This window comes from Actinoplanes sp. NPDC049548 (assembly GCF_040676695.1).
Lineage (GTDB): Bacteria > Actinomycetota > Actinomycetes > Mycobacteriales > Micromonosporaceae > Actinoplanes.
On record NZ_JBFAPM010000004.1, the window covers coordinates 358,948 to 382,729 of the forward strand.

24 protein-coding genes are annotated in these 23,782 nt (G+C 71.3%); 7 read left to right on the forward strand and 17 right to left on the reverse strand.

The features are described 5' to 3' along the window. Positions 1-47 precede the first annotated feature (47 nt). Positions 48-413: a hypothetical protein gene (locus tag AB0J80_RS11480; protein ID WP_364703442.1), complete on the reverse strand. Its 366-nt coding sequence runs from the start codon at positions 411-413 to the stop codon at positions 48-50. Positions 414-1,016: 603 nt separating this feature from the next. Continuing rightward, positions 1,017-1,367, reverse strand: coding sequence for a hypothetical protein (locus AB0J80_RS11485; protein ID WP_364703445.1), 351 nt, complete (start codon positions 1,365-1,367; stop codon positions 1,017-1,019). On the opposite strand from AB0J80_RS11485, the gene AB0J80_RS11490 reads away from it, so the two are divergent. The 3 genes from AB0J80_RS11490 (at position 1,366) to AB0J80_RS11500 (ending at position 5,244) form a co-directional block, all read left to right on the forward strand. Continuing rightward, entirely contained in the window at positions 1,366-2,100 is a 735-nt protein-coding gene (locus AB0J80_RS11490) for a hypothetical protein (protein ID WP_364703448.1), read from the forward strand. The genes AB0J80_RS11485 and AB0J80_RS11490 overlap by 2 nt on opposite strands. A 239-nt stretch (positions 2,101-2,339) precedes the next feature. Further along, positions 2,340-4,403: a DEAD/DEAH box helicase gene (locus AB0J80_RS11495; protein WP_364703451.1), complete on the forward strand. Its 2,064-nt coding sequence runs from the start codon at positions 2,340-2,342 to the stop codon at positions 4,401-4,403. A gap of 217 nt (positions 4,404-4,620) precedes the next feature. Next, complete coding sequence (locus AB0J80_RS11500; RefSeq protein WP_364703454.1) at positions 4,621-5,244, forward strand: putative glycolipid-binding domain-containing protein; 624 nt, start codon at positions 4,621-4,623, stop codon at positions 5,242-5,244. Between the two features lie 55 nt (positions 5,245-5,299). Here the strand turns inward: AB0J80_RS11500 and AB0J80_RS11505 are convergent, their stop codons facing one another. From AB0J80_RS11505 to AB0J80_RS11515, 3 genes are all read right to left on the reverse strand, one after another. Then, complete coding sequence (locus tag AB0J80_RS11505) at positions 5,300-6,685, reverse strand: hypothetical protein (RefSeq protein WP_364703457.1); 1,386 nt, start codon at positions 6,683-6,685, stop codon at positions 5,300-5,302. A gap of 262 nt (positions 6,686-6,947) precedes the next feature. Beyond that, a complete protein-coding gene (locus tag AB0J80_RS11510; protein ID WP_364703460.1) occupies positions 6,948-8,081 on the reverse strand; it encodes a PLP-dependent cysteine synthase family protein in 1,134 nt (377 codons plus the stop codon). 3 nt (positions 8,082-8,084) lie between these two features. Then, the gene (locus tag AB0J80_RS11515; protein WP_364703463.1) at positions 8,085-8,546 is read right to left on the reverse strand and encodes an Lrp/AsnC family transcriptional regulator; all 462 of its coding nucleotides are present in this window, start codon (positions 8,544-8,546) and stop codon (positions 8,085-8,087) included. 222 nt (positions 8,547-8,768) lie between these two features. Here AB0J80_RS11515 and AB0J80_RS11520 point away from each other — a divergent pair, with 222 nt between their 5' ends. Then, positions 8,769-9,044: a BldC family transcriptional regulator gene (locus AB0J80_RS11520; RefSeq protein WP_364703465.1), complete on the forward strand. Its 276-nt coding sequence runs from the start codon at positions 8,769-8,771 to the stop codon at positions 9,042-9,044. Positions 9,045-9,046: 2 nt separating this feature from the next. Here AB0J80_RS11520 and AB0J80_RS11525 read toward each other — a convergent pair whose 3' ends face one another. Genes AB0J80_RS11525 through AB0J80_RS11535 form a run of 3 tightly spaced genes read right to left on the reverse strand, consistent with a single transcriptional unit; the run spans position 9,047 to position 12,039 of the window. Beyond that, a complete protein-coding gene (locus AB0J80_RS11525) occupies positions 9,047-9,679 on the reverse strand; it encodes a UbiX family flavin prenyltransferase (RefSeq protein ID WP_364703468.1) in 633 nt (210 codons plus the stop codon). A gap of 3 nt (positions 9,680-9,682) precedes the next feature. Further along, entirely contained in the window at positions 9,683-10,582 is a 900-nt protein-coding gene (mqnP, locus tag AB0J80_RS11530) for a menaquinone biosynthesis prenyltransferase MqnP (RefSeq protein ID WP_364703471.1), read from the reverse strand. After that, positions 10,579-12,039, reverse strand: coding sequence for a menaquinone biosynthesis decarboxylase (locus AB0J80_RS11535; RefSeq protein ID WP_364703474.1), 1,461 nt, complete (start codon positions 12,037-12,039; stop codon positions 10,579-10,581). The genes mqnP and AB0J80_RS11535 overlap by 4 nt, the downstream gene beginning before the upstream one ends. A gap of 88 nt (positions 12,040-12,127) precedes the next feature. On the opposite strand from AB0J80_RS11535, the gene AB0J80_RS11540 reads away from it, so the two are divergent. After that, positions 12,128-13,042, forward strand: a complete 915-nt coding sequence (locus tag AB0J80_RS11540) for a hypothetical protein (protein ID WP_364703477.1) — start codon at positions 12,128-12,130, stop codon at positions 13,040-13,042. A gap of 39 nt (positions 13,043-13,081) precedes the next feature. Here AB0J80_RS11540 and AB0J80_RS11545 read toward each other — a convergent pair whose 3' ends face one another. From AB0J80_RS11545 to hemL, 7 genes are all read right to left on the reverse strand, one after another. Continuing rightward, complete coding sequence (locus AB0J80_RS11545) at positions 13,082-14,989, reverse strand: ricin-type beta-trefoil lectin domain protein (RefSeq protein WP_364703480.1); 1,908 nt, start codon at positions 14,987-14,989, stop codon at positions 13,082-13,084. A 207-nt stretch (positions 14,990-15,196) separates the two neighbouring features. Beyond that, positions 15,197-16,156: a c-type cytochrome biogenesis protein CcsB gene (gene ccsB / locus AB0J80_RS11550; protein ID WP_364703483.1), complete on the reverse strand. Its 960-nt coding sequence runs from the start codon at positions 16,154-16,156 to the stop codon at positions 15,197-15,199. Continuing rightward, a complete protein-coding gene (locus tag AB0J80_RS11555; RefSeq protein WP_364703485.1) occupies positions 16,156-17,766 on the reverse strand; it encodes a cytochrome c biogenesis protein ResB in 1,611 nt (536 codons plus the stop codon). The genes ccsB and AB0J80_RS11555 overlap by 1 nt, the downstream gene beginning before the upstream one ends. Further along, positions 17,763-18,524 carry a cytochrome c biogenesis protein CcdA gene (locus AB0J80_RS11560; RefSeq protein ID WP_364703488.1) on the reverse strand — a complete coding sequence of 254 codons (762 nt, stop codon included), beginning with the start codon at positions 18,522-18,524 and terminating at the stop codon, positions 17,763-17,765. The genes AB0J80_RS11555 and AB0J80_RS11560 overlap by 4 nt, the downstream gene beginning before the upstream one ends. Beyond that, the gene (locus AB0J80_RS11565) at positions 18,524-19,081 is read right to left on the reverse strand and encodes a TlpA disulfide reductase family protein (protein WP_364703491.1); all 558 of its coding nucleotides are present in this window, start codon (positions 19,079-19,081) and stop codon (positions 18,524-18,526) included. The genes AB0J80_RS11560 and AB0J80_RS11565 overlap by 1 nt, the downstream gene beginning before the upstream one ends. Further along, a complete protein-coding gene (locus AB0J80_RS11570; protein WP_364703494.1) occupies positions 19,081-19,737 on the reverse strand; it encodes a histidine phosphatase family protein in 657 nt (218 codons plus the stop codon). Before AB0J80_RS11570 ends, AB0J80_RS11565 begins: the two co-directional genes overlap by 1 nt. Continuing rightward, positions 19,734-21,080, reverse strand: a complete 1,347-nt coding sequence (hemL, locus tag AB0J80_RS11575) for a glutamate-1-semialdehyde 2,1-aminomutase (RefSeq protein ID WP_364703497.1) — start codon at positions 21,078-21,080, stop codon at positions 19,734-19,736. Before hemL ends, AB0J80_RS11570 begins: the two co-directional genes overlap by 4 nt. Before the next feature lie 134 nt (positions 21,081-21,214). Here hemL and AB0J80_RS11580 point away from each other — a divergent pair, with 134 nt between their 5' ends. Beyond that, on the forward strand, positions 21,215-21,547 hold the full coding sequence (locus AB0J80_RS11580; RefSeq protein WP_364703500.1) for an STAS domain-containing protein: 333 nt from the start codon (positions 21,215-21,217) through the stop codon (positions 21,545-21,547). A gap of 10 nt (positions 21,548-21,557) precedes the next feature. Here AB0J80_RS11580 and AB0J80_RS11585 read toward each other — a convergent pair whose 3' ends face one another. Beyond that, positions 21,558-22,013 carry a MarR family transcriptional regulator gene (locus AB0J80_RS11585; RefSeq protein WP_364703503.1) on the reverse strand — a complete coding sequence of 152 codons (456 nt, stop codon included), beginning with the start codon at positions 22,011-22,013 and terminating at the stop codon, positions 21,558-21,560. Positions 22,014-22,078: 65 nt separating this feature from the next. Here AB0J80_RS11585 and AB0J80_RS11590 point away from each other — a divergent pair, with 65 nt between their 5' ends. Beyond that, positions 22,079-23,230: an NAD(P)/FAD-dependent oxidoreductase gene (locus AB0J80_RS11590; RefSeq protein WP_364703506.1), complete on the forward strand. Its 1,152-nt coding sequence runs from the start codon at positions 22,079-22,081 to the stop codon at positions 23,228-23,230. 1 nt (position 23,231) lies between these two features. Here AB0J80_RS11590 and AB0J80_RS11595 read toward each other — a convergent pair whose 3' ends face one another. After that, positions 23,232-23,780, reverse strand: coding sequence for a response regulator (locus AB0J80_RS11595; protein ID WP_364703509.1), 549 nt, complete (start codon positions 23,778-23,780; stop codon positions 23,232-23,234). Positions 23,781-23,782: the final 2 nt, after the last annotated feature.

The following is a 23,782-nucleotide window of genomic DNA, read 5'->3' on the forward strand; positions in this document are numbered from 1 at the left end:
CCGCCCGCTGCCCCGACGCCCGCCGGCGGTTCCGGGCCACAAAACGATCAAGGGTACGAGCTCCCGCCCCCGCCGGCGGCCGGTGCCCTGTGGGCGTCCTCGGGCCAGGCCGGGTCCGCCAAGCCGGTGTCGGGATCAGCCTCGGGCTCCGCAAAGGTCCGCACCTCGACCGCGCCGGTCTCGGGATCCGCCTCGGTACCCAGCTCCGCACCCGTCTCGGGATCCGCCTCGGTACCCAGCTCGGCACCCGTCTCCGGATCCGCGGCGGTTCCCAGCTCCGCACCCACCAGCGGTCCGGCTGGTCCCGCCGGCGATCGCTCCGCGTTCTTCCCCGACGCCCCCGACGGTTCCCGGAAGGGCAGTTCGGCGCGTCCCGTGTCGGCGTCGCCGAGCGCGAACGCCGCTCGCGCCACAGTTCCCTCCTCTGCCGGGACCAAGCCGGCCGAGAAGAGCCCCGCTTCCCGGTCGGGCGGCGTCTACGGAACCCGCTCGATCGAGAAGCCGAACCGGGAGACCGCCGAAGCGCCCGAAGCTCCCGCGAAGACCGCCGAGGCAGCCGAAACTCCCGCGAAGGCCGCTGAGGAATCCGAGGCTCCCGCCGAGACCGCACCGGGTTCCGCGCCGGACGAGCCGCCCACTCCGGAGCCGGACCTGCCCGAGCCGTCGACCCCGGAACCGCGGCCCGCGAAGCCCGAGCCGCCCAAGCCGACCCGTCCGGAGCCGGCCCCGTTCCCGACTCCTTCGCCGGCGCCGCCCGGTCCCACGCCGTCGCCCGAGCCCGCTCCCGTCCCGTCGCCGACGCCGCCGGGTCCGGTGCCGCCGGGTCCCGGACCGAGCCCGATCCCGCCGGGCCCCGGACCCGACCCGGTCCCGCCGGGCCCCGGGCCCAACCCGGTTCCGCCCGCTCCCGGCCCCAACCCGGTGCCGCCGGGCCCCGGGCCGTCTCCCGTGCCGGGTCCGCCGCCGGGCCCGTTCCCGACACCGCCGACCTTCCCGGCGGCGAGCGGCCTGCCCGCCTACACCGTGCCGCCGTCCAGCGGCCCGGTCAGCACCCCACCGGCCGCTACGAACCACTCCACTCCACCCTCCAGCGGCCCTGCGAGCACTCCACCGGTCGTCATGGGCCACCCCGCCCCGCCGGTCATCAGCCCCTCCGCCGCACCGGCCGCAGCCGACCCCACCATGCCCTTCACCTCCGCCGCCGGCCGGCCCGCGTCTTCGTCGGGCGGGGCCGGGGCGAGCGGCACCACCGGAAGCGACTCCACGATGCCCTTCACGTCAGCCGCGGCAAGCCCTTCCGGGCCGAGCGACTCGACCATGCCCTTCAGCGCGGCCGCCGCCGGCGAAGCTGCCAGCGACTCGACCATGCCCTTCAGCGCGGCCGCTGCCAGCGACTCGACGATGCCGTTCTATGCGGCCGCCGCAGACCAAGCTGTGAGCGATGCCACCATGCCGTTCCACGCGGCCGCCGCGGGCCAGGCCCCGAGCGACGCGACCATGCCGTTCGCCGCGGGCACCGGTCATCCCGCAGCGGCCGTCGGGCATCCGGTCGCACCGGCAGCGGGCGCAGGCCATCCCGCGACGCCGGCCGGGAGCGATGCGACCATGCCGTTCAGCGCAGCCGGCGCGAGCCAGGCCGGTAGCGATGCCACCATGCCGTTCGCGGCGCAGGGCTCGCCGCACGGGTCTTCCTTCGGGGTCGGTGCATCGGGTGGGGCGCGGCAACCGTTCGGCGGAGCCTCTGCGCAGGCCGTCAACCCGTCCGCGGGACCCTCGACGTACGGGTCGGGTTCCGGACAGTCGGCCGCCGTGCCGCAGCAGCGGGGTGAGGGCACCGTCTACGGCGGCCTCGCCGACTACGCGCCCGCCGACATGACGATGCCCGTGATGATGAACCCAGTGGAGAATTCCGGCTCGCTGACCGGCCACATCCTGGCCCAGGGCTGGCGCGACGGCCCCGAGGTGCAGCGCCGCAGCAACGTCAAGGTGGTCGTCGCCATGCTTGTCGTGCTGCTCGTTCTGGTCGGGGTCAGCCTGCTGTTCCTCTTCACCGTCGGGGATGCCTTCAGCGACATGATCGGTGGAGTCTTCAAGGATTAGCTTGTCGCTTCGCGGTTCCGCACCTAAGCTGGCGAGGTTGCGCCGAAGGGTGAGCCTGCCCACTACCGGCGCGGAATGCGGGCGGTGTCTGCGACGTTGCCCCGTACACTGATGGCAGTAATTGACCTGGCGTGCCCACATGGTGCACGCCACGGGCGTTCTTGCGGGCATTTCAGCGGCAGGCTTCCGGCAGCCGCGGCGGGCCATTCGCGAGCATGCGCCCCCGTAGAGAGGTTCTCTTGACCACTTTCGCTGATCCCAGCACGTTCCCGTCCGTTTTCGAAACCCCCTCCCCCGACCAGGAGCCGGCGGCCGACCCGACGACCGCAGACGTCGAGATCGTCGCCACCGCCGACACTGACTCGGCGAGCCTCACCGCCGACGTGGAAGCCGCCGGCGCGGAGCCCGCCGACAACGCGATCCTCCTCGCGGACACCGCAGCCGGCAGCGCGACGCTTTCCGCAGAGGCCGCCGCCGAGAGCGTGACCCTGCTGGTGGACACGGAGAACGCCGACGACGTCGAGATCGTCGAGGCGCGCAAGAGCTTCGCCGACCTCGGTCTCCCCGCCGAGCTCGTCCGCGTGCTCAACCGCGAGGGCATCACCACGCCGTTCGAGATCCAGGCCGCCACCATGCCCGACGCCCTGAGCGGCCGGGACGTGCTCGGCCGGGGGCAGACCGGCTCCGGCAAGACCCTGGCGTTCGGGCTGCCGCTGCTGGCCCGCGTCGCGCAGGGCGGCCGCGCGCTGCCGCACCACCCCAAGGCCCTGATCCTGGTGCCGACCCGTGAGCTGGCGATGCAGGTCGCCGACGCGCTCATGCCGCTCGGCCGGGCGGTCGGCGTCTTCCTCAAGACCGCCGTCGGCGGTGTGCCGTACGACCGGCAGATGGACGCGCTGCGCCGCGGCGTCGAGGTCATCGTGGCTACCCCCGGCCGGCTCGGCGACCTGATCGAGCGGGGCGCGTGCAAGCTCGACAACGTCGAGATCACGGTTCTGGACGAGGCCGACCAGATGGCCGACATGGGCTTCCTGCCCGAGGTCACCGAGCTGCTCGCCAAGACCCCGGCGGACGCCCAGCGCCTGCTCTTCTCGGCGACCCTCGACGGTGACGTCGACGCGCTGGTCAAGCGGTTCATGACCGACCCGGTGACGCACTCGACGGCCCCGGCCGAGGCGAGCGTGTCCACGATGGACCACCACCTGCTGCTGATCCCGCCGCACGACAAGTTCCCGATCACCGCGTCGATCGCCAACCGCGCGGGCAAGACCATCGTCTTCGCCCGCACGCAGATGGGTGTGGACCGGCTGGTCGAGCAGCTCGCCGCGGTCGGCGTACGCGCCGGTGCGCTGCACGGCGGCAAGACCCAGCGGGTACGCACCCGCACGCTGGCCGAGTTCAAGGAAGGCCGCACGAACGTGCTGGTCGCCACGGACGTCGCCGCGCGCGGGATCCACGTCGACGGTATCTCGCTCGTCGTGCACGTCGACCCGCCCAAGGACCCGAAGGACTACCTGCACCGCGCCGGCCGTACGGCCCGGGCGGGCGAGTCCGGTGCGGTCGTGACGCTGGTCCTGCCGAAGCAGCGCCGCAGCACCCAGGCGATGATGCAGAAGGCGGGCGTCGCGCCGGCCGAGGTCCGGGTACGCCTCGGCGACGAGAAGCTGGCCGAGATCACCGGCGCGCGGGAGCCCAGCGGCGTACCGGTGAAGGACGAGCCGGAGCCGCGCCGTGAGCGAGGCGACCGTCCCCGTCGCTTCGGCGACCGCCCGCAGCGCGGCGGCTTCGACCGTCCGCGCGGCGAGCGCAGCTACAGCGACCGGCCGCGCGGCGACCGGCCGTGGGGCGACCGCGACCGCTCGTTCGGCGACCGTCCCCGCGGCGAGCGCACGTACGGCGGCGACCGCCCCCGTGGTGAACGGACCTACGGCAGCGACCGCCCCAGCGGTGAGCAGCGCGGCTACGGTGACCGCCCGGCGGCTGACCGGCCCCGAGGCGAGCGCACCTACGGTGACCGGCCTACCGGCGATCGTACGTATGGTGACCGGCCTGCCGGCGACCGCACGTACGGTGACCGGCCCAGCGGTGACCGGTCGTACGGTGACCGGCCGCGCGGCGAGCGCGCGTTCGGCGACCGCGGCGGCTACGGCGACCGGCCGCGGGGTGAGCGGGGCTTCGGCGATCGCTCCGCCCGCAACTTCGGTGACCGGCCCGGCGGCTTCCGCCGGGAGGGCGGCCGCAACGACCGGCGCGAGCCGGGCCCCGGCCGCTACCAGCAGGGCCGCCCGGCCCACACGCACTGACGGCACCAGCTTCTGACGAGGGCTCCCGGCTTCGGCCGGGAGCCCTCGCGCCGTCCGGGCCATGTCGTTGCCCCGCGCCGTTCCTGCAGGCGCGACGGCCAGGCGACGACGATGCGGTGGAGGGCGGTTCCCAAAATGCGGCGGGCGTTCCCAAAGCGGCGGGCGGTTCGGGACCGGCGGGCGGTTCCGGGAGCCGCCGGCGGGTAAAAGGGGTGGCATGTCCGTCCTGCCTCGTTCGCTGTTCTGGGAGCGCCGGGACACCACCGGTGCCGAACACACGCTGGTCGACCCCCGTACCGGCCTGCATGCGCGTGGCGTCGCGCTGGCCGTGGACCCGATCGCCTACACCGCCCGGTACGAGCTTCGGACCGATCCGTCATGGGTCACCACGTCGCTCGAGGTCACGGCCGAGGGCGCCGGCTGGAGCCGTACCCTTCGGATGGAAGCCGACGGCGGACGATGGCGAGCGACCACCGGCGAGCAAGGCGACCTGGACGCCGCGCTCACGGCCAGCGGGCATGCCGGTGCCGGACTGCCCGGCACCGAGGACCCGGACCTGCTGGTCGGCGCGTACGACGTCGACCTGACCGGTTCGCCGTTGACCAACAGCCTGCCGATTCGCCGCCTGGGGCTGAGCAAGGCCGAGCCGGGGGTGGCGCACCGGGTCAGCGTGGCGTGGGTGCTGCTGCCCAGCCTCGAGGTGATCCAGGCGGACCAGATCTACACGGCGCTGGGCGACGGCCGGGTGCGCTTCGCCAACGAGACGTTCAGCGCCGACCTGAGCGTGGACGACGACGGCTTCGTGCTCGACTACCCGGGGCTGGCCCAGCGCCGGCCCTGACGCGCCGGGCTCGGACCAGCACCATGCCTTGAAGGCACGAGGATGTGGTCGGGTCTCAGGCGCGGTCGCGGATCCAGGCGACGCAGGAGCTGTCGACGGTTTTGAAGGGGCGGCCGAACGCCTCGCGGGATGCCGGGTCGAGGTCGCGGTCCTCGCGCAGGTACAGCCGGACGAAGGTGAAGAGGGCGCGCTGGCCGTACTTCGTGGCGATGCAGTCCGCGGCGAAGTGGCCCAGGCCGTAGAAGGCGTCGCCCTCCTCGGTGCGCGCGTCGGCGTTCAGGGCCTTGAGGGCGATCGACGTGGGCCGGTGGCTGCCGTTCACCGCGTCGCGGACGGACTGGCGGCGCCAGCTGGCCGTGGCCGGTTGGGGGTACCAGCCGATGTATTCGGCGATGCCCTCCTTGAGCCACATGTCGCCCGGGCCGGTGTAGCTGCGCCGGTGTACGCCGCCGACCGTCACCACGTGGCCGAGCTCGTGCTGGATGGTGGTGGCGAGGAGCCGCGTGTCGTTCTTCAGCTCGGCCATGTTGAGCACGACGTCGGTGCCGGCCTCGTTGAGCGGCAGGGCGTAGCCGACGACCCATTTGTCCGTCATGCCGCCGTACCAGGATTTCCACTGCTTGGCGCCGGCCAGGTAGATGCGGTAGCGCTTCTGCGGATTGCCGACGAGGACGGCGAAGCGGTCGTTGATCGTGGCGGCCTGCTCGGCCATCGGCAGCAGGCGGCGGAAGTACTTCTGCTCGCTGCGCATGGCGACCAGCGTGACGCGCTTGCCGTTGGCCGTGACGAGGGCGCTGGTCTCCCAGGGGGCGGGCTCCTGGGCCTGCACACTCGTGCGCGCCGTCTGCGACGTGATGAGCCACTGGCCCTTGATCGACCGCAGCTTGAGGTGCTGAGTGACGGTGGGCGGGCCGTCCGAGCCGACGCTCTTGTCGACGACGCACTGGTGGTCGGCGAAGCAGTACGCGACGTCGGCGTCGACCCGGAACTCCCCAGAGCCGCCCTGCACCGAGTGGGTCTTGTACTCGAAGTAGGTGACCCCGAGCGCGCGCAGTGACCGGTACATGGTGCGGTACTGGCTGCGCAGTTTCGGCTGGCCCGGGTCGACGGCGGCGAGCCAGGCCTTCTCGTCGCCGTGCAGCAGGGCCGCGGTCTGCCGCTTGAGGGTCTGGCTCACCAGTTCGGAAGGGGTGAGCGGACGGCCGGGGGCGGGCTGGGTGGCGGCCTCGGCCCGGCTGTCGAGCGGCTCGCGGTTGGCGACGTAGACCGCCCCAGCACCGACGACCAGCGCGGCGACCAGGGCGAGCGCGCCGCCGACCAGTAGTCCGCGGCCTCGGGCGGGCCGCGGCGGGTTGGCGAACGGCGGACCGGCAAATGGCGGGCCGGCGAAAGGCAGCCCCGGAGCCGACTCCCACGAATGCGGCCCCCGCTGAGCCGGCACAAAAGCCCCACCCTGGCCGGGCGCAAAAGCCCCACCCTGACCGGGCGCGAACGGCCCGGCCGGCCCAGGAGAGGAACCATCCTGGCCCGGCACGAAAGGTTCAGACCCCGGCAGGGGCCCAGCCTGGCCGGGCGCATAAGGCCCAGGCGGGGAGGGAAGGAACGAGACCGGAGGCGGAGCGGCCGGGACGGCCGGCGGATTGGTGACGTCGTCGCCGTCGGGCACGGGCGCTCCTTGGACGTGAATCCCCTTGCAGGAACCCTCATCCTCCCAGGTCGGCCTCCGCAGCGCTGCCCCGGACCGCCGGCGGATGCCAGGCCCCGCCGGCGAGGAACGCATCGATGGTCGCCAGTGGCGCGTCCAGCGACATCCCCTGGTCCTCCACCCAGGCGTCCGAGTAGTACGTGTCCGTGTACCGCTCGCCGCCGTCGCAGATCAATGTCACCACCGAGCCTGTGCAGCGGGCCTCGAGCATTTCTGCGATCAGGGCGAAGGCGCCCCACAGGTTCGTGCCGGTGGATCCGCCGACGCGGCGCCCGAGGACCTTGGAGCCTGCGCGCATGGCGGCCAGTGACGCCGCGTCCGGCACGGGGATCATCCGGTCCACGACCGCGGGCTGGAACGACGGCTCGACGCGGGGGCGGCCGATGCCCTCGATGCGGGAGCCGCGGCCGGTGCGAACCTCCCAGTCCTGATTCCGGTACGCGGGCCAGAACGCCGATCCTTCCGGGTCCACCACGCACAGCCTGGTCGGGAAGCGACGGTAGCGGGCGTACCGGCCGATGGTGGCGCTGGTGCCGCCGGTGCCCGCGCCGACGACGACCCAGGCGGGCACGGGGTGGCGTTCCAGCGCCAGCTGCGCGTAGATCGACTCGGCGATGTTGTTGTTGCCGCGCCAGTCGGTGGCCCGCTCGGCGTGGGTGAACTGGTCCATGAAGTGCCCGCCGAGGCTGGTGGCGAGTGCGCGGGCGGCGGCCACCACCGCGGTCGGGTCGTCGACGAGGTGGCATTTGCCGCCCTGGAACTCGATCAGGGAGATCTTCTCGTGCGAGGTGCTCGCGGGCATGACGGCGATGAACTCGAGGCCGAGCATGCGGGCGAAGTACGCCTCGCTGACCGCCGTGGAGCCGGAGGAGGCTTCCACCACGGGGGTGCCGGGACCTATCCAGCCGTTGCAGAGGGCGTACAGGAAAAGGGATCTTGCGAGGCGGTGCTTGAGGGAGCCGGTGGGGTGGGAGGACTCGTCCTTGAGATAGAGGTCGATGCCCCAGGATGCGGGCAGCGGGAACGGCAGGAGGTGGGTGTCGGCCGAGCGGTTGGCGTCGGCTTCCACCTTGGCGATCGCGTCGCTCACCCAATCCCGCTTCGCCGGGTCACAGCGGTCGAGATGCAGCATGGTTCAACCTACCGCCGGGTCGCGGCCGGGCTGGGGCCGGTTCTCCCACTTCGTCGACAGTGCGATGGCGGTTCGGGTGGAGGCGACCCCGGGTGTCCGGTTGATCCGCACGATGAGCTGCTCCAGCTCGGCGATGGTCCCGACGCGGACGGTCAGTTGGTACGACTCCACGCCCGCCATGAAGTAGCAGGACTCGATCTCCGGCATGACGCGCAATGCGGCGAGCACGTCGTCGGTGTCGGCGCCGGAGTCCTCGATGATGCCGATCAGCGCCGTGACGCCCAGCCCGATGGCTTCCGGCTCGACCTCGGCGCGGTACGCCCGGACCGTCCCGGCCGCCTCGAGCTTGCCGACCCGCTCGTGCACGGCGGGCGCGGAGAGTCCCACCTGGCGGGCCAGCTCGGCGTACGAGGAGCGGGCGTTGTCCCGCAACAGGTCGATCAGGCGCAGGTCGATGGCGTCCATGGCTTCAGAGGTTAGTGCGACCCTTCCGGGTACTTCACGCCCGGTAGCGAGCTACCGGCCGTGGAGCGAGCCAGGATAATGGTCAACGTCGCAATCAGGGCTTTTTCCGCATTTCAGCGACTTGCTGTTTTTCCCGATGCTCTAATGGCTGTACGTCCCGATCGAGCACGCCGAACACGCACCGTGACCACCGGCGCTCCACAACGACGCAGGGAGAGGGCCGTGGACACAGGAGACCGACTGCTGACGCCCGGGGAGGTTGCCGCGCTGTTCCGGGTCGACCCCAAGACGGTCACGCGATGGGCGGCCGCCGGACGCATCGGCAGCATCCGTACTCCGGGTGGACACCGCCGATTCCGCGAGTCGGAAGTGCGGGCGCTGCTCGAGGGCGACGGCGTGGTCGAGGAGATGCGCGAGGACGACGCCGCCAACCGGCCGCGGAACGCCGGACCGTCGAATCCCGGATCGAGCTACGGCCCACCCAACGGGCTGCGCTGACTTTACGGGCGCTGACCGCCGCCCAGCTCGCCGCGCCAGCGCGTGAAGAGCTGGTGCGGCACGGCGAGGGCGTCGAGCACCTTGCCCGCCACGAAGTCGACCAGTTGCTGGGCGGTGGCGTCCGCGCCGGAGCCGTAGAAGCCCGGTGAGGCCGGCAGGACCACGGCACCCGCGTCGTGCAACGCGATCAGATGCTCCAGGTGGCTGCGGGTCACCGGGGTCTCCCGCGGCACGACGACCGTACGCCGGCGCTCCTTGAGGTTGACCTCCGCGGCCCGCTGCAGCAGGTCCTTCGACAGGCCGATCGCGATGCCGGCGCAGGCCGCCGTGCTGGCCGGCACGACGGCCATGCCCTTCGCCGGGTACGAGCCGCTGCTCGGCCCGGCGGCCAGGTCACCGGCGGGCCAGTAGACGAGGTCCGCGCCGCCGAGGTCACGTCCGAGCCACGCGGCCGTGTCGTCCTTCCAGTGCGCGTCGCGGATGCTCGCCCCCGTCTCGTCGAGCAGGGTGAGCCGGGCGGCCCGGGAGACCACCAGGTCCACGGCCTCGCCGGCGTCGAGCAGCGCGCCGATCACGGCCCGGGCATAGGGGGTTCCGGAGGCGCCCGAGACGCCGACGATCCACGGGGTGCGCATCGCCTAAGAATGCAGCACGAGGTCGAGCAGGGCGAAGACAAACAGCGCAATACCGACGAAGCCGTTGGCGGTGAAGAACGCCCGGTTGACCTTCGACAGGTCGTTGGGCTTCACCACGACATGCTGGTAAGCGAACGCGGCCGCGGTCAGTGCGAGCCCGACCCACCACAGCCAGCCGAGGCCCACGAGCTGACCGAACCAGACGAACAGCACGAACGTCACGACGTGCGTGACCGTCGAGATGTGCAGGGCGGTGCGGACGCCGAAGCGGGCCGGGGTGGAGTGCACCCCGATCCGCCGGTCGACCTCGACGTCCTGGCAGGCGTAGATGATGTCGAAGCCGCCGATCCAGAGGCCGACGGCGATGCCGAGCACCCAGGCCGGGCCCGAGCCGGCGAACGTGCCGGTGATCGCCAGCCACGCCCCGACCGGCGCCACCGACTGCGCCAGCGCCAGCACGTAGTGGGGGAAGTTCGTGAAACGCTTCGCGTACGGGTAGACGATCAGCGGGATCACCGCGAGCGGCGAGAGCACCAGGCACAGCGGGTTGAGCAGGGCCGCGGCCGCGAACAGCACGACGAGCGAGATGGCGGCGCCGGTCCAGGCCGTCCGCAGGCTCACGGCCCCGGTGACGAGCTCCCTGTTACGGGTACGCGGATTCTGGGCGTCGATCTTGCGGTCGAGGATGCGGTTGGCCGCCATGGCGAACGTGCGGCCGGACACCATCGCGACCGTGACGAGCAGGAGGTCCACCCAGTGCACGCCGGTGCCTTCGCGGTCCATCGCGACCAGGGCCGAGAGGTACGCGAACGGCAGCGCGAAGACCGAGTGCTCGATGGCGACGAGCCGCAGGAACGCCTTGATCCGGCCCGGCCGTTCCGGTGCGGACGCCACCGCTGTCATATGCCGTATTCCTTCCAGCGCTTGTCCACCAGGGCGACCACCTCGGGCGACATGGTCATCTCCTCCGGCCAGCCGCGGGTGTAGCCCTCGGCGGGCAGCTTACGGGTGGCGTCGATGCCCGCCTTACCGCCCCAGAACTGCTGGTAGGAGGAGTGGTCCAGGTGATCCACCGGCCCCTGGGTGACCAGCAGGTCGCGGTCGTAGTCCACGTTGCCGAACGCCCGGAACGCGACCTCGTGGTAGTCGTGCACGTCGCAGTCCTCGTCGACCACCACGATCAGCTTCGACAGCGACATCAGGTGCGCGCCCCAGATCGCGTTCATGACCTTCTGGGCGTGCTTGGGGTAGCGCTTGCGGATCGAGACGATGACGCAGTTGTGGAAGACGCCGGCCGCGGGCATGTCGTAGTCGACGATGTCCGGGATCATCATCCGCAGCAGCGGCAGGAAGATGCGCTCGGTGGCCTTGCCCAGGCCGTGGTCCTCCTGGGGCGGCTTCGACGTGATGATCGAGTGGTAGAGCGGCTGCTTCCGCATGGTCATGCACTCGATGTGCAGCACGGGGAACGGCTCGACCGGGGTGTAGAAGCCGGTGTGGTCGCCGAACGGGCCCTCCGGCGCGCGCTCACCCGGCTCCAGGTAGCCCTCCAGAACGATCTGCGCCTGCGCCGGCACCTGCAGCGGCACGGTCAGGCAGTCGACCATCTCGACGCGCTCGCCGCGGAGGAAGCCCGCGAACAGGTACTCGTCGATGTCCCCGGGCAGCGGCGCGCTGGCCGCGTAGCTCACCACCGGGTCGCAGCCGATCGCGACGGCCACCGGCAGCCGCTCACCCCGCCGCTCGGCGACCGCGTGGTGCGCGGTGGAGTCCTTGTGGATCTGCCAGTGCATGCCCAGCGTGTTCTTCGAGTGCTGCTGCAGCCGGTAGAGCCCCAGGTTCCGCTTGCCCGTCTCCGGGTGCTTGGTGTGGGTCAGGCCGTAGTTGTGGAAGATGCCGCCGTCGCCGGGCCAGACCTGCAGGCCCGGCAGCCGGTCCAGATCCACCTCGTCGCCCTTGAGCACGACCTCCTGGCAGGGCGCCGCCTTCACCTTCTTCGGCGGCACCGACTTGAGCTGCAGCACCTTGCCGAGGCCCTCGCGGATGCCCGACCAGCCGACCGGCAGCTCCGGCTTGATCAGCGCGCCGATCCGGTCCCCGACCTCGTCCAGCTTGTCGACGCCCAGGGCCATCGCCATGCGCTTCTCCGTACCGAAAAGGTTGACGACGATCGGCATCTCACCGCGCGTGGGCCGCTCGAAGAGCAGAGCGGGACCACCGGAGCGAACCGTGCGGGTCACGATCTCGCTGATCTCCAGGGTCGGGTCCGCCGGCACACGCACCCGGCGCAGCTCACCCGCCGCCTCCAGGGCCGAGACGAAGCTCTGCAGATCGTGGTACGGAAAGCCCTTCGCAGCCATGCCCCCAGTCTGTCACCCGTCACTCGGTGATCTCGTCCGGCGTTGATTCATCGGATCGGTTCGGGTCTTCTCGGGGGGCGGTGGCGGCGTGAAGTTCCGGGTCGTGGCGCGGTGGTGCGCCCTGGCAGGCCTGGTCACGGGGCTGGCAACGGCCGGTCCGGCGGCCTCCCACCGCGGCCACCGGCTGCCGATGTGCAAGCCAGGTCACACCTCGACGACGGCGCCGACGAGCCCGCCGAGCCGCAAGGCACCCGGTGCGTGCCAGGCGCCCGCCCGGGTGCTCGAGTCCGGCGTCCGCATGGACCAGGTACGCGGGCGCAGCACGCCGAGCGGCTACCACCACCTCGGCGCCGGCACGGGCGGCGAGTGGAGCGGCGTCACCGGCCGGATCGAGGTCGTGGACAGCGCGGTCCGGCGCAACACGTACGACTTCGTCGCCGGCCGGTTCATGGTCAAGCGCGACATGGGCGGCGGCAGCATCGCCTGGCTCGAGGCCGGCTGGGCCGAGACGGGCTGGGCCGGCCAGGGCCGCCAGCACATCTACACGTTCAACACCAACACGCAGGCCTGGCAATTCTACGACCAGTACCGCCTGAAGCCGGGCGACCGCCTCTGGCTCGACCTGCACACCGACGCCGACAACGTCTGGCAGGCCTGGCTGTGGTGGGACAACCGCTGGAACCTGCTGACCGCCCAGAAGCTGCCGATCGGCTCCAGCGCGTACGTCGAGCAGTACGTCGAGGTGCACGTCGACGCCGGCCGGCCCGCCCAGCTGCGGGTGCCGCCGGTGACCGTGGACAACGTCCAGCTCCGGCCGCCGGGCGGCGGCCCGGGCCAGTTCTGGCGCGAGGACGTCGCGACGCTCACGGGAGACCCGGCCCAGCAGCGCACGGGCGGGTTCTGCCTGGACTGGATCACGCACTACGACACGTGGACAGCCGGCGACTGCCCCGGCGGCGCGGCCGGAGGCACGGGCAGGCCGCTCCGCCGGCCCCGCGGCTGACCGCGGACCGCCACCCACTCACGGATTCGGGAGGCAGGGTCAGACCCGGGTCCACTTCTGATTGGCACCACCGGTGCAGTCCCACAGCTGCAGCTGCGCCCCGTTGGCGCTCCCCCAGTCTGCGATGTCGACACAGCGGTTGGCCGAGGCGTTGACCAGGTCGCCCGCGGCCGTAAGCGTGAACCGCTGTGCCCCGGTGCCGTTGCAGGTGTAGAGCTGGATCGGCGTGCCGTTGGCGGTGCCGGCGGCGGCCGCGTCCATGCACTTGCCCATCGCCCGCACGGTGCCGTCGCCGCCCAGCGTCCACTGCTGAGCGGCGCTGCCGTTGCAGTCGTACGTCTGCAGCCGGGCACCGTCGACCGGGTCGGCCGCGGGCACGTCGATGCAGCGACCGCTGTGGTTCGAGCGCAGCGCACCGGTGCTGTCCGACGGCGGCGTGGTGTCCACGCCGGCCCACACGTACGTGCCGACCGTCTTGGCGGGCAGGGTGCTGGCGAACTGCTGCGCGCCGGAGCGCACCGTGAAGGTCTGGTTGGTGGTGCTGCGATTGACCACGACGGTGATGAGGCTGCCGTCCGGGTTGAGGAAGGCCACGTTGGTGACCGTGCTCGCCGAGCCGTTGTCGGTGTCGACCCGCTTGGCGCCACGCTGGATGAACTTCGAGAACTGGGCGGTCATGTAGTACTCGGGCAACGCCCAGACGGTGTCAGGATCGGACGGGTTCTGGATCAGCATGGTGGGATCGGGCGCGCCGGACCACTTCTCCGGCTGCCGATTCTTGTCCAGCATGGTCACCCAGTTCTGGTACATGATCGAGTGGTTGCGCAGGTAGTCGACGATGCGGTTGGCGCCGGTCGTACCCCAGACGGCCCGCTCGGTCATCGCGACGTCCTTGCTCGGATAGTTCGCCTTGATCTGACCCATCACCGACGGCTCGCCGGAGTAGTCGTGGAACGCGAGCCCGTCGACCGCGTTGAACGCGTCGCTGGGACTGCCGGGGCTGCCCAGAACGCCGGCGACGTACGAGGGACCTTCGGCGAAGTTGTGGTCGAACGCCCAGATCTTCGTGCCGCCCACGCCGTTGCTGGTGAATTCGGCGCGCATGGCGGCCGCGAGACGTCGCTCCTGGTCGGCGGAGATCAGCGTGCCCGGATAGTCCGGCGGTTCGTACAGCGGCTCGTTCTGCAGCGTCACGGCGTGGATCGGCAACCCCTGCGCCGTATAGGCCTGTACGGCCTTGCGGTAGTAGGCGGCCAGCGTAGGAACGTGCTGGTCGAGCAGGTTGCCGCCGATCAGGCTGTTGTTGGATTTCATCCAGGCGGGCGGGCTCCACACACTGGCGAAGATGAGCAGGTCGGGGTTGATCGCGCGGGCCTGCTTCAGCACGTTGACGATGTTGTAGTCGATGTCTTTCTGGATCGAGAACCGCGACAGCGTCGGGTCGGCCGGACCGTCGTCGTAGGTGTAGAACGTGCGGCTCGTGAAGTCGCTGGTTCCGAAGGCGATGCGGGCGACGTTGAACCGGGCGCCGGTGTTCGGGTCGAGCAGCAGGCGCAGCGTCCTTTCCCGGGCGGTGGCACTCATCCGGGACAGGTTGTAGATGGTGGACTCCTCCAGCGAGGAACCGAACCCCAAGACGCTCTGGTGGCGGCTACCGACGTTCGCCGTGATCGTCGCCGTACCGCTCGCCGCCACGACCGGGACGTCGGCTTGTTGCGCCAACTTGTACGGCGTACCGGCCAGACCTGTCGCCGGGTCGGTGTACCAGTTCCCGTTCACCGGCTCGAAGCCCGCAGTCCGCGACTCCGAACTCCAGTACACCTGCACCGAGGTGGCGGCCGAAGCCTCACCGCCGGTCACGATGACGCCCGCGACACTCAGGAGAGCGGTGGCCGCGACGGCCGCCATCCGCGACAAGGTCCGGCGGGCGGGGACGAGTGCGGTCACGACCAGCTCCTTCGACGGGCTCACATGTAACACGAGGGAAACAGGTTTCAATCATTGATGTCAACGAATCCTGGTTCCGGAACCTATCGAAGGCGAGCACACGTACGCGGCTCTGAAACTTGTTACAAGGACGGTCCTGCGGGACGGCGCGGGCCCTCATCTGCCATCCAGGCCGCGGCTCACTCCTCCGGGGCGCGGTCCGTCGCGTCAGTTGTCGCCGGCGTTGGCGTACGAGTGCAGTCCCTCGAAGAACAGGTTCACGCCGAACAGGTTCATCAGCATCGTCGCGAACCCGATCAGCGCGATCCACGTCGCCGTCGTGCGCTTGACGCTGGGCGTCGCGCGGGCGTGCAGGTAGCAGGCGTACACGATCCAGGAGATGAAGGCCCAGACCTCCTTGGGGTCCCAGCCCCAGTAACGCCCCCAGGACGCCTCGGCCCACAGCGGGCCCGCGATCAGGGCGCCGAAGGTGAAGAGCGGGAAGGCGAACGCGTGCATGCGGAACGTCAGCCGCTCCAGCGTCGCCGCCGGCGGGACCTTGGCGCCGAGGGTGTACGGGAAGCTGCGCTTGCCCTGGTCGTGGCCGCTGCGGATGAGGAACATCGCCGCCGGCACCGCGCCGACCAGGAAGATGCCGCTGGACAGGATGATCGTCGAGACGTGGATGAAGAACCAGTACGACTGCAGGGCCGGGACCAGCGGGCCTACCGGTGTGTACGCGATCAGCCCCGCCGCGCCGAGCAGGACGACGAGGGTCAGCGCGACGAACAGGCCGAGGTGGCGGACGGCCGGCTTGCGGGTCAGCACGCCCAGCCACACCGCGGAGCCGACCAGGGTCACGGCGAGGATGAACTCGTACATGTTGCCCCAGGGCATGCGGTGGGCCGCGATGCCGCGGGTGACCACCGTGCCGAGGTGCAGGGCGAAGGCGAGCCAGTTGAGTCCCACACCGATGCGTCCCAGCAGGACACCGCGGTCGCGTTCGGACGGTTCCACGTCAGCCGGAGGCACCTCGACGGCGGGAGCGCCCGCGCCGACCAGCTGACGGGTGGCGGCGCGGCCGATGTGGCTCTTGTCGCCGAACGCGTACTCGGCCGCGTAGCAGATCATCGCGGCGAGGTAGGCCAGCACCGTGACGGCCATCAACTGGTTGGACAACTCCGCCATCACGGCGTCCCTTCCTGCGTGCCGCGGGCAGCGCCCACGACCTGGCCGAACTCCTCGTCGAAGCCCGGGTAGTCGGTGCGGGGCAGGCCACCGGCCTCCATCAAACTACCGGATCCGTCGCGGGGGACGATCCGGAACCACAGCCGGCGCCGGTGGCCGGCGAGCGAGAGCATGAGACCGAGCAGGCCGAGGACGGCGCCGCCGAGCACCAGCGGCTGCGTGGGGTCGTAGCGGACCGCCAGCGTCGCGAACGGCCGGGTGCCGACGAACTCCAGCTTCGTGCCGTCGTCGAGGGTCCACGTCTGGCCGGGCTTCAGCCGTTCCGGCCGGTCGCCGCTGACCTTCTTGAGCTTGCCGGTCATGATCTGCGAGCGGTCCAGGGCGTAGACCGAGCCGGGCAGGCCGGCGTCGACGCCGAGGTTTCCCCGGTACGCCGTGAGGAACAGCGCCGGGTCGTTCTCGGCCGGGAACACCGAGGTGGTGCCGCCCTGCGGGTCGACCGTCGGCAGGTAGACGCCCTCGAAGCCGACCTGCAGGTCCTCGTCGCGCTTGTTCGTCCTCGGGTCGATGTTGACGTCCGGGAACTGGGCGACGCCCTCGCTGGTGAACATGCCGTCGCGCGGCAGGAACGGCACGACCCTCTCCTGCTTGTCGCCGTACCGGTCGGTGTAGCGCAGGACGACCGCGTAGCCGTGACCGAGCAGGTGGACGTTGGCCTGGGGCAGGCGCAGCGGGTCGTTCACCGTGAAGCGGTCGTGCCGCCACGGTCCGTCCTGGCGGTCCTGCACGTCGACGGTCGCCTCGAAGGTCTTCGGCTGGCCGGTGGGCTGGAACTCGGCCTCGAAGCCGGTCAGCCGCAGGCAGAAGAACGGCAGGTCGGCGGCGTCGACGCGGGGACCGAGCGTGGACTCGTCGTACTGGGTCACCGAGTTGCAGAAGCCCTGGTCGGTGCCCTGGACGAGGAGACGGTTGCCGTGCCACCCGTACCAATGTCCGAAGCCGACCCCGACCAGCACCGCGAGCAACGCCAGGTGAAAGAGCAGGTTGCCGGTCTCTTTGAGGTAGCCCTTCTCGGCCGCGACCGTCCAGGTGCCACCCTCGCCTTCGCGGACCACCGTGCGGAAGCGTCGCTTGCGCAGGGCCGCGGCTGCGGCCTTCGCCGCGGTCGCCGGATCGTCGGGTCGCTCTTCCTGCGCCGCGAACTGCGGCAGGCGCTCCAGCCGGCGAGGAGCATCCGGGGGTACGGTGCGCAGCGCCCGGAAGTGGTCCAGGAGCCGCGGCACCACGCAGCCGATCAGCGAGGTGAACAGCAGCAGGTAGATGGCGGCGAACCAGGGCGACGCGTACACCTCGAAGCCGCCGAGCCTGTTCAGCACCGGCGCGAGATCGGGGTGGGTGCGGTAGTAGGCGGCGACCTCCTCGGCGTTGAGGGCGCGCTGCGGCAGCACCGAGCCGGGGATCGCGGCGACGGCGAGCAGGAACAGCAGGACCAGTGCCGTACGCATGCTCGTGAGCTGCCGCCACGAGTTACGCAGCAGCGCCCACAGCCGGTAAGGCCGGCGTGGTGGCGGCTCGGCGGCCGGAGCCGGCCGTTCCTCGACGACGGTCACAGCAGCGTCCGGTCGAAGGTGAAGGTGGTCTGCAGCCAGATCAGGAAGCTGTCCCAGCCGCCGGTGACCAGAGTGATGCCGACGATGATGAGGAGCGCGCCGCCGATGCGGGTCACCCACCGGCTGTTGCGGCGGACCGCGCGGAACACCCCGAGCAGCCGCCGGAAGAAGAGCCCGAACAGCACGAACGGGATGCCGAGGCCCAGGCTGTACGCGAGCGCCAGGGTGATCGCCCGGTCGGTCTGGCCGGCGGTGGTGGCGAGACCCAGCACGGCACCGAGGGTGGGCCCGACGCACGGGATCCAGGAGACCGCGAACAGCGCCCCGAAGACCGGCGCGCCGATCAGCCCGGCGTTCGGGAGCTTGTGGATGCGCAGCTCGCGTTGCATGCCGGGGACCAGGCCGAGGAAGGCGAGGCCCAGCACGATGACCAGGATGCCGAGCACGATGTTCACGACGTCGCGGTGGGTCAGCAACGTCTTGCCGATGTTGGCCACCAGCGATGCCATCAGCGCGAACACCACGGCGAAGCCGAGCACGAACAGGCTGGTCCCGGCGAGGATCCGACCGCGGGTCCGGGAATCCGCCTCCTCCGCGTTCAGGTCGGACCCGGCCAGACCCGTCACATAGGACAGATAGCCCGGGATCAGCGGCAGGACGCAGGGCGAGAGGAAGCTGACCAGCCCGGCAACCGCCGAGGCCGCAATGGCCAGCAGCAGCGGACCACTCGTGGCCGTGTCGGCGAAGGAACTGCCCATCAGCCGTTCCCCTCGGCGGCGATGCGCTCCACCACCGGCTGGAGGATGCTCTGCACGGTAGCGCCGCGGATGGCGGCGGCGATCCGGCCCTGCCGGTCGAGGATCAACGTCGCGGGCGTCGACACCTGCGTGACGTCGAACTTCAGCGCCACGCTGCCGTCACGGTCGTAGATGCTCGGGTACGTGACCCGGCCGCGCTCGAACGCCTCGGCCGCGTCCCGGTCGTCGCGCGAGTTGACGCCCACGAACGTGACGTTCTTCGCCTTGGTCGCCTGGAACGTCCTCTCGAGGTCGTCCGCCTCGGCCCGGCACGGGTTGCACCACGATCCCCAGAAGTTGACGACCACGACCTTGCCGCGATCCTGCGCCACGTCGTACGTGCCGCCGGCGAGCAGCTCCCCGGTCACCTCCCGGGCCTCCGGGCGCTGCTCAGGCGTGCACTCGATGACCTTGTCCGCGTTGGTCGTGCACTTCTTCTCCCAGCTCTCCTCGCCACACCCGGCCAGGACACCGGCCGCGACGGCGGCGGTGAGGACGACAGCGGCGAGCCGGCGCATCATGCCCCCTTGGCGGTCCTGGCGCCCGGCGACATCGCCACGAGCGCGGCGGCCGGCTCGGAGTAGTCGATGCCGACCACCTTGGAACCCTCGAACCGGAACGAGGTCAGGCTCGCGAGCCCGCACTGGCGGCGGCGCGGGTCGTGCCACAGGCGCTTCTTCTCCACGTACCGGCGCAGCGTCCAGATCGGGAGCTGATGCGACACGCACACGGCCTCGTGCCCCTCGGCGGCGACCCGGGCGGCCTGGACCGCGGCGAACATCCGGTGCGCGATCACCAGGTACGCCTCGCCCCAGCTGGGCGTGATCGGGTCGCGCAGCACCCACCAGTTGCGCGGGTTGCTGAACGCGCCGTCGCCGACCGAGACCTTCTGGCCCTCGAAGAAGTTGGCGCTCTCGATGAGCCGGGTGTCCGTCGCCGTCTCCAGCTTGAACTGCTCGGCGAACGGCTCGGCGGTCTCCTGCGCGCGTTCCAGCGGGCTCGCCACGACGTACGTGACGTCGCGGTCGGCGAGAGCCTCCGCGGCGGTCTTCGCCATCTGCCGGCCCAGCTCGGAGAGGTGGAAATCGGGCAGGCGGCCGTACAGGATCTTGGCGGGGTTGTGCACCTCGCCGTGCCGCAGCACGTGCACGGTGGTCCTGGTCGGCTCGCTCATGTGCTGCTCCCCGCTGCGGCGGCCGCGCGTGCCGCCGCCGGCAGCGCCGCTTCGATGGTCTCCAGGGCGGCGTCGTCCAGCGCGGTCGACACGAACCATGACTCGTACGCGCTCGGCGGCAGGTAGACGCCGCGGCTGAGCATCGCGTGGAAGAACGCCTTGAACGCCGCCACGTCCTGGTTCCTGGCCGAGTCGTAGTCGACCACCTCGGCGTCGGTGAAGAAGATCGAGAACATGTTGCCGGCGGACGAGAGCCGGTGCGGGACGCCGGCGGCGGCGAGCGCCTCGGAGGCGAGCGCGCCCACGGTCCCGGCCACCTCGTCGAGCCGCTTGTAGACGGCGTCGTCGGCGAGGCGCAGGCTGGTCAGCCCCGCCGCACAGGCCAGCGGGTTCCCCGACAGCGTGCCGGCCTGGTAGACCGGGCCGGCGGGCGCGAGCCGCGACATGATCTCCGCCCGGCCACCGAACGCCGCGGCGGGCAGGCCCCCACCCATGACCTTCCCGTACGTGAAGAGGTCGGCGTCGACGGGCTCGAGCCCGGCCCAGCCACCCGCGGAGACACGGAAGCCGGTCATCACCTCGTCGACGATGAGCAGCGCGCCGTGGGCGTGGGCGATCTCGGCCAGCCGCTGGTTGAAGCCGTCGCGCGGGGCGATCACGCCCATGTTGCCGGCCGCGGCCTCGGTGATGACCGCGGCGATGTCGTCCTGCTCGGCGAAGACGGCCTCGACCGCCGCCGCGTCGTTGTACGGCAGGACGATCGTCTCGCTCGCCGCCGCGCCGGTGACCCCGGGCGAGTCGGGCAGGCCCAGCGTGGCGACCCCGGAGCCGGCCGCGGCGAGCAGCGCGTCCACGTGGCCGTGGTAGCAGCCGGCGAACTTCACGATCTTCGAGCGGCCGGTGAAGCCGCGGGCCAGCCGGATCGCCGACATCGTGGCCTCGGTGCCCGAGTTGACCAGGCGCACCTGCTCGACCGGGGTACGCCGGACGATCTCGGCGGCCAGCTCGACCTCGCCCGCGGTGGGCGTACCGAAGCTGGTGCCGTGGGCGGCCGCGGCCTGGACCGCGGCGATGATCGCCGGATGCGCCTGCCCGTGGATCAACGGACCCCAGGAGCAGACCAGGTCGACATAGCGGCGCCCGTCGGCGTCGACCAGCCACGGACCTTCGCCGTGCGCCATGAACCGCGGCACACCGCCGACGGCCCGGAACGCACGCACGGGTGAATTGACCCCGCCGGGCACGATGGCCTTGGCGCGGTCGAACAGGGCCTGGGAAGCCGGGGCATCCTCCGGGTACGGAGTGCCGGCGGCGCGGTATGAGGTGGTCACGGCGGTTCCCATTCTGTCAGCGCTTGCGGGGTGGCGTCCGCCCAGCCCCGGGCGAGGGTTGTTCACATCACCCTGCACCCGGCCGGGGGGCCGCCCGCAACCGCGTCCGGCAGGCCGGATCCGGTCACCCGCGATAGGGTGACGGGGTGGAGCGACCGGAGCTGTCCATCGCGGTTCAGCGCGCCCCCGACGAGGTCGTGTTCCACCTCGCCGGGGAGATCGACGTGCTGACCGTGACGCGGCTGTCCGCGATGGTGAACGAGGTTCTCCAGGAGCCCGAGCTGCCCGCCCGCATCGTGCTCGACATGGCCGGCGTCACGTTCTGCGACTCCCAGGGGCTCGGCACGCTGGTCGTCCTCAGCCGCAAGGCCCAGCACGCCCGCGCGGTGCTGGCGCTGGCGAACGTCGGCGACTTCCTCATGCGGGTCCTCGACATCACGGGGCTGCGCTCGGCCCTGATGATCTCCTCGACCGCCTGACCGTTCCAGGTCATCCCCGGCGCAGGCTGATCGCCTCGGCTTCCAGCACCTCGATGGTCCGGGTGACGAAATCCAGCACGGTACGCAGCTGAGCGTCGTCGTAGCCGTCCACGATCGATGACACCCGCTCGGCGAAGCCGGCGAAGACCTCTCCCAGCACTTGCTGCGCCGGTCCATCGGCGACGGGGTGCACGAGGGTGCGCCGGCCGTCGGCGGGGTCGGCCTCGCGGCGGATCAGCCCGGCTTTCTCCAGGCGGTTGAGCACCTGGGCGGTCGCCGCGGTCGACATCCCGGTCGCGTCCGCTATCCGTCCGGGGTACGTGGGGCCGAGCCGGCGCACGACCTCGGCGCACTTGTAGTCGGACACGTTCAGGCCGATGCGTTCGGCCACCGCCGTGTGGAACTGCACCACCGCGGTGCTGAAGCGGCCGCCGAGCTGGCGGCCGAGGTCGTCTTGCCGGCTCACGCCTTGACACTCCTAAAGAGTTTAGCTAAATCTTTTAGCGAAACTTCGACGGGAAGGATCTCATCATGCGCGTTCTCATCGCCGGTGCCGGCATCGGCGGCCTCTGCCTCGCCCAAGGACTGCACCGCGCCGGCATCGACGTCCACGTCTTCGAGCGGTGCCCCTCGCCGGAGGCGTTCCCCGCCGGCTACCGCATCCACATCGACCCGGACGGCAGCCGCGCCCTGCACTCATGCCTGCCGCCGGCGCGGTTCGCCGAGTTCGTCGCCGCCTGCGGGCCACCACCGCGCACCTTCGCCTTCCTCGACCACCGGCTGCGCGAGCTCCTCACCGTCGACGTGGTGGCGCCGGGCCAGAAGCCCGACCCGATCGGGCAGCACCGCGCGGTGAACCGCTACCGGCTCCGGCAGACCCTCCTCGAGGGCCTCGCCGGCCGGGTCCAGTTCGGCGCCGAGCTCGTCCGCTACGACCAGAACGGCGAGGTCACGGCCCACTTCGCGGACGGCACCCGGGCCACCGGCGACCTGCTCGTCGGCGCGGAGGGCACGCACTCACCGACCCGGGCGCAGCTCCTGCCGCACGCCGAGCGCGCCGACACCGGGGTCGACTGCATCGCCGGGCGGCTGGCGCTGGACACAGAGGTTCGCGCCCTCCTGCCCGCGCAGCTCCTCGACGGCCCGGGGCTCATCCTCGCCCCGGGTGGCCGGAACGTCTTCGCCGCCGTACACGACGACATGCTCGTGTGGGGGCTGAGTGTCCGGCGCTCGGCGGGCCCTCGCGGCGGCTCTCTGCGTACCGATGCCTTGGAGCTTTCGGAGGGCTGGCACCCGGACCTGCGGCACATCATGGAGCTGACCCGGGACTTCTCCTCGTTCACCATCCGCACGGCGAGGCCGGTGCGGGACTGGCCGGCGAGCCGCGTGACGGTGCTCGGCGACGCCATCCACAGCATGCCGCCGTCACGGGGCATCGGAGCGAACACCGCACTGCGCGATGCCGAGCTGCTATGCCGCAACCTCGTCAGTGGCATGGAGCCCGTCGCGGCCGTGGCCGACTACGAGCGACAGATGCGCCGCTACGGCTTCGCAGCGGTCAAGGCGTCCGTCGCGGCACAGAAGCAGGGCGTGATCGTCAACCCGCTCGCCTTCGCGGCGAGCAAGGCGGCGCTGCGGTTCTTCCAGGCCGTCCCGCCGGTGCGGCGGCTGGTGTTCGGCTGACTCAGGTGCCCCAGCGGGCCTTCTCGAGCAGCTCCAAAGCCTCGGCGGAGGCGCTGGGGCTGCCGGCCCGCAGCTTCTGCGCCGCCTCGTCGACCAGGTCGGTCAGCCGCTGCCACTGGGCGTCACGCTCGCGCGCCGCCTCCGCCTGCGCCTTCAGCTGCTGGGTCTTGGTCCACAGCTCGACGAAGATCGACACCTTGGCGCGCAGCACCCACGGATCGAACGGCTTGGTGAGGTAGTCCACCGCGCCGACCGCATACCCGCGCAGCGCCAGCTGGGCGTCGCGGTCGGCGGCGGTGAGGAACAGGATCGGCACGTGCCGGGTGCGTTCCCGGCGCTTGATGTGGCTCGCCGTCTCGAAACCGTCCATGTTGGGCATCTGGGCGTCGAGCAGAATCACCGCGAAGTCGTCGACGAGGAGCTGCTTGAGCGCCGCCTCGCCGCTCTCGACCGCCACCGCCTGCACGGGCAGGCCCTGCAGGATCGCCTCGAGCGCGAGCAGGTTGTCGCGCCGGTCGTCGACCAGCAGGGCTTTCGCGCGGTCAGCCACGC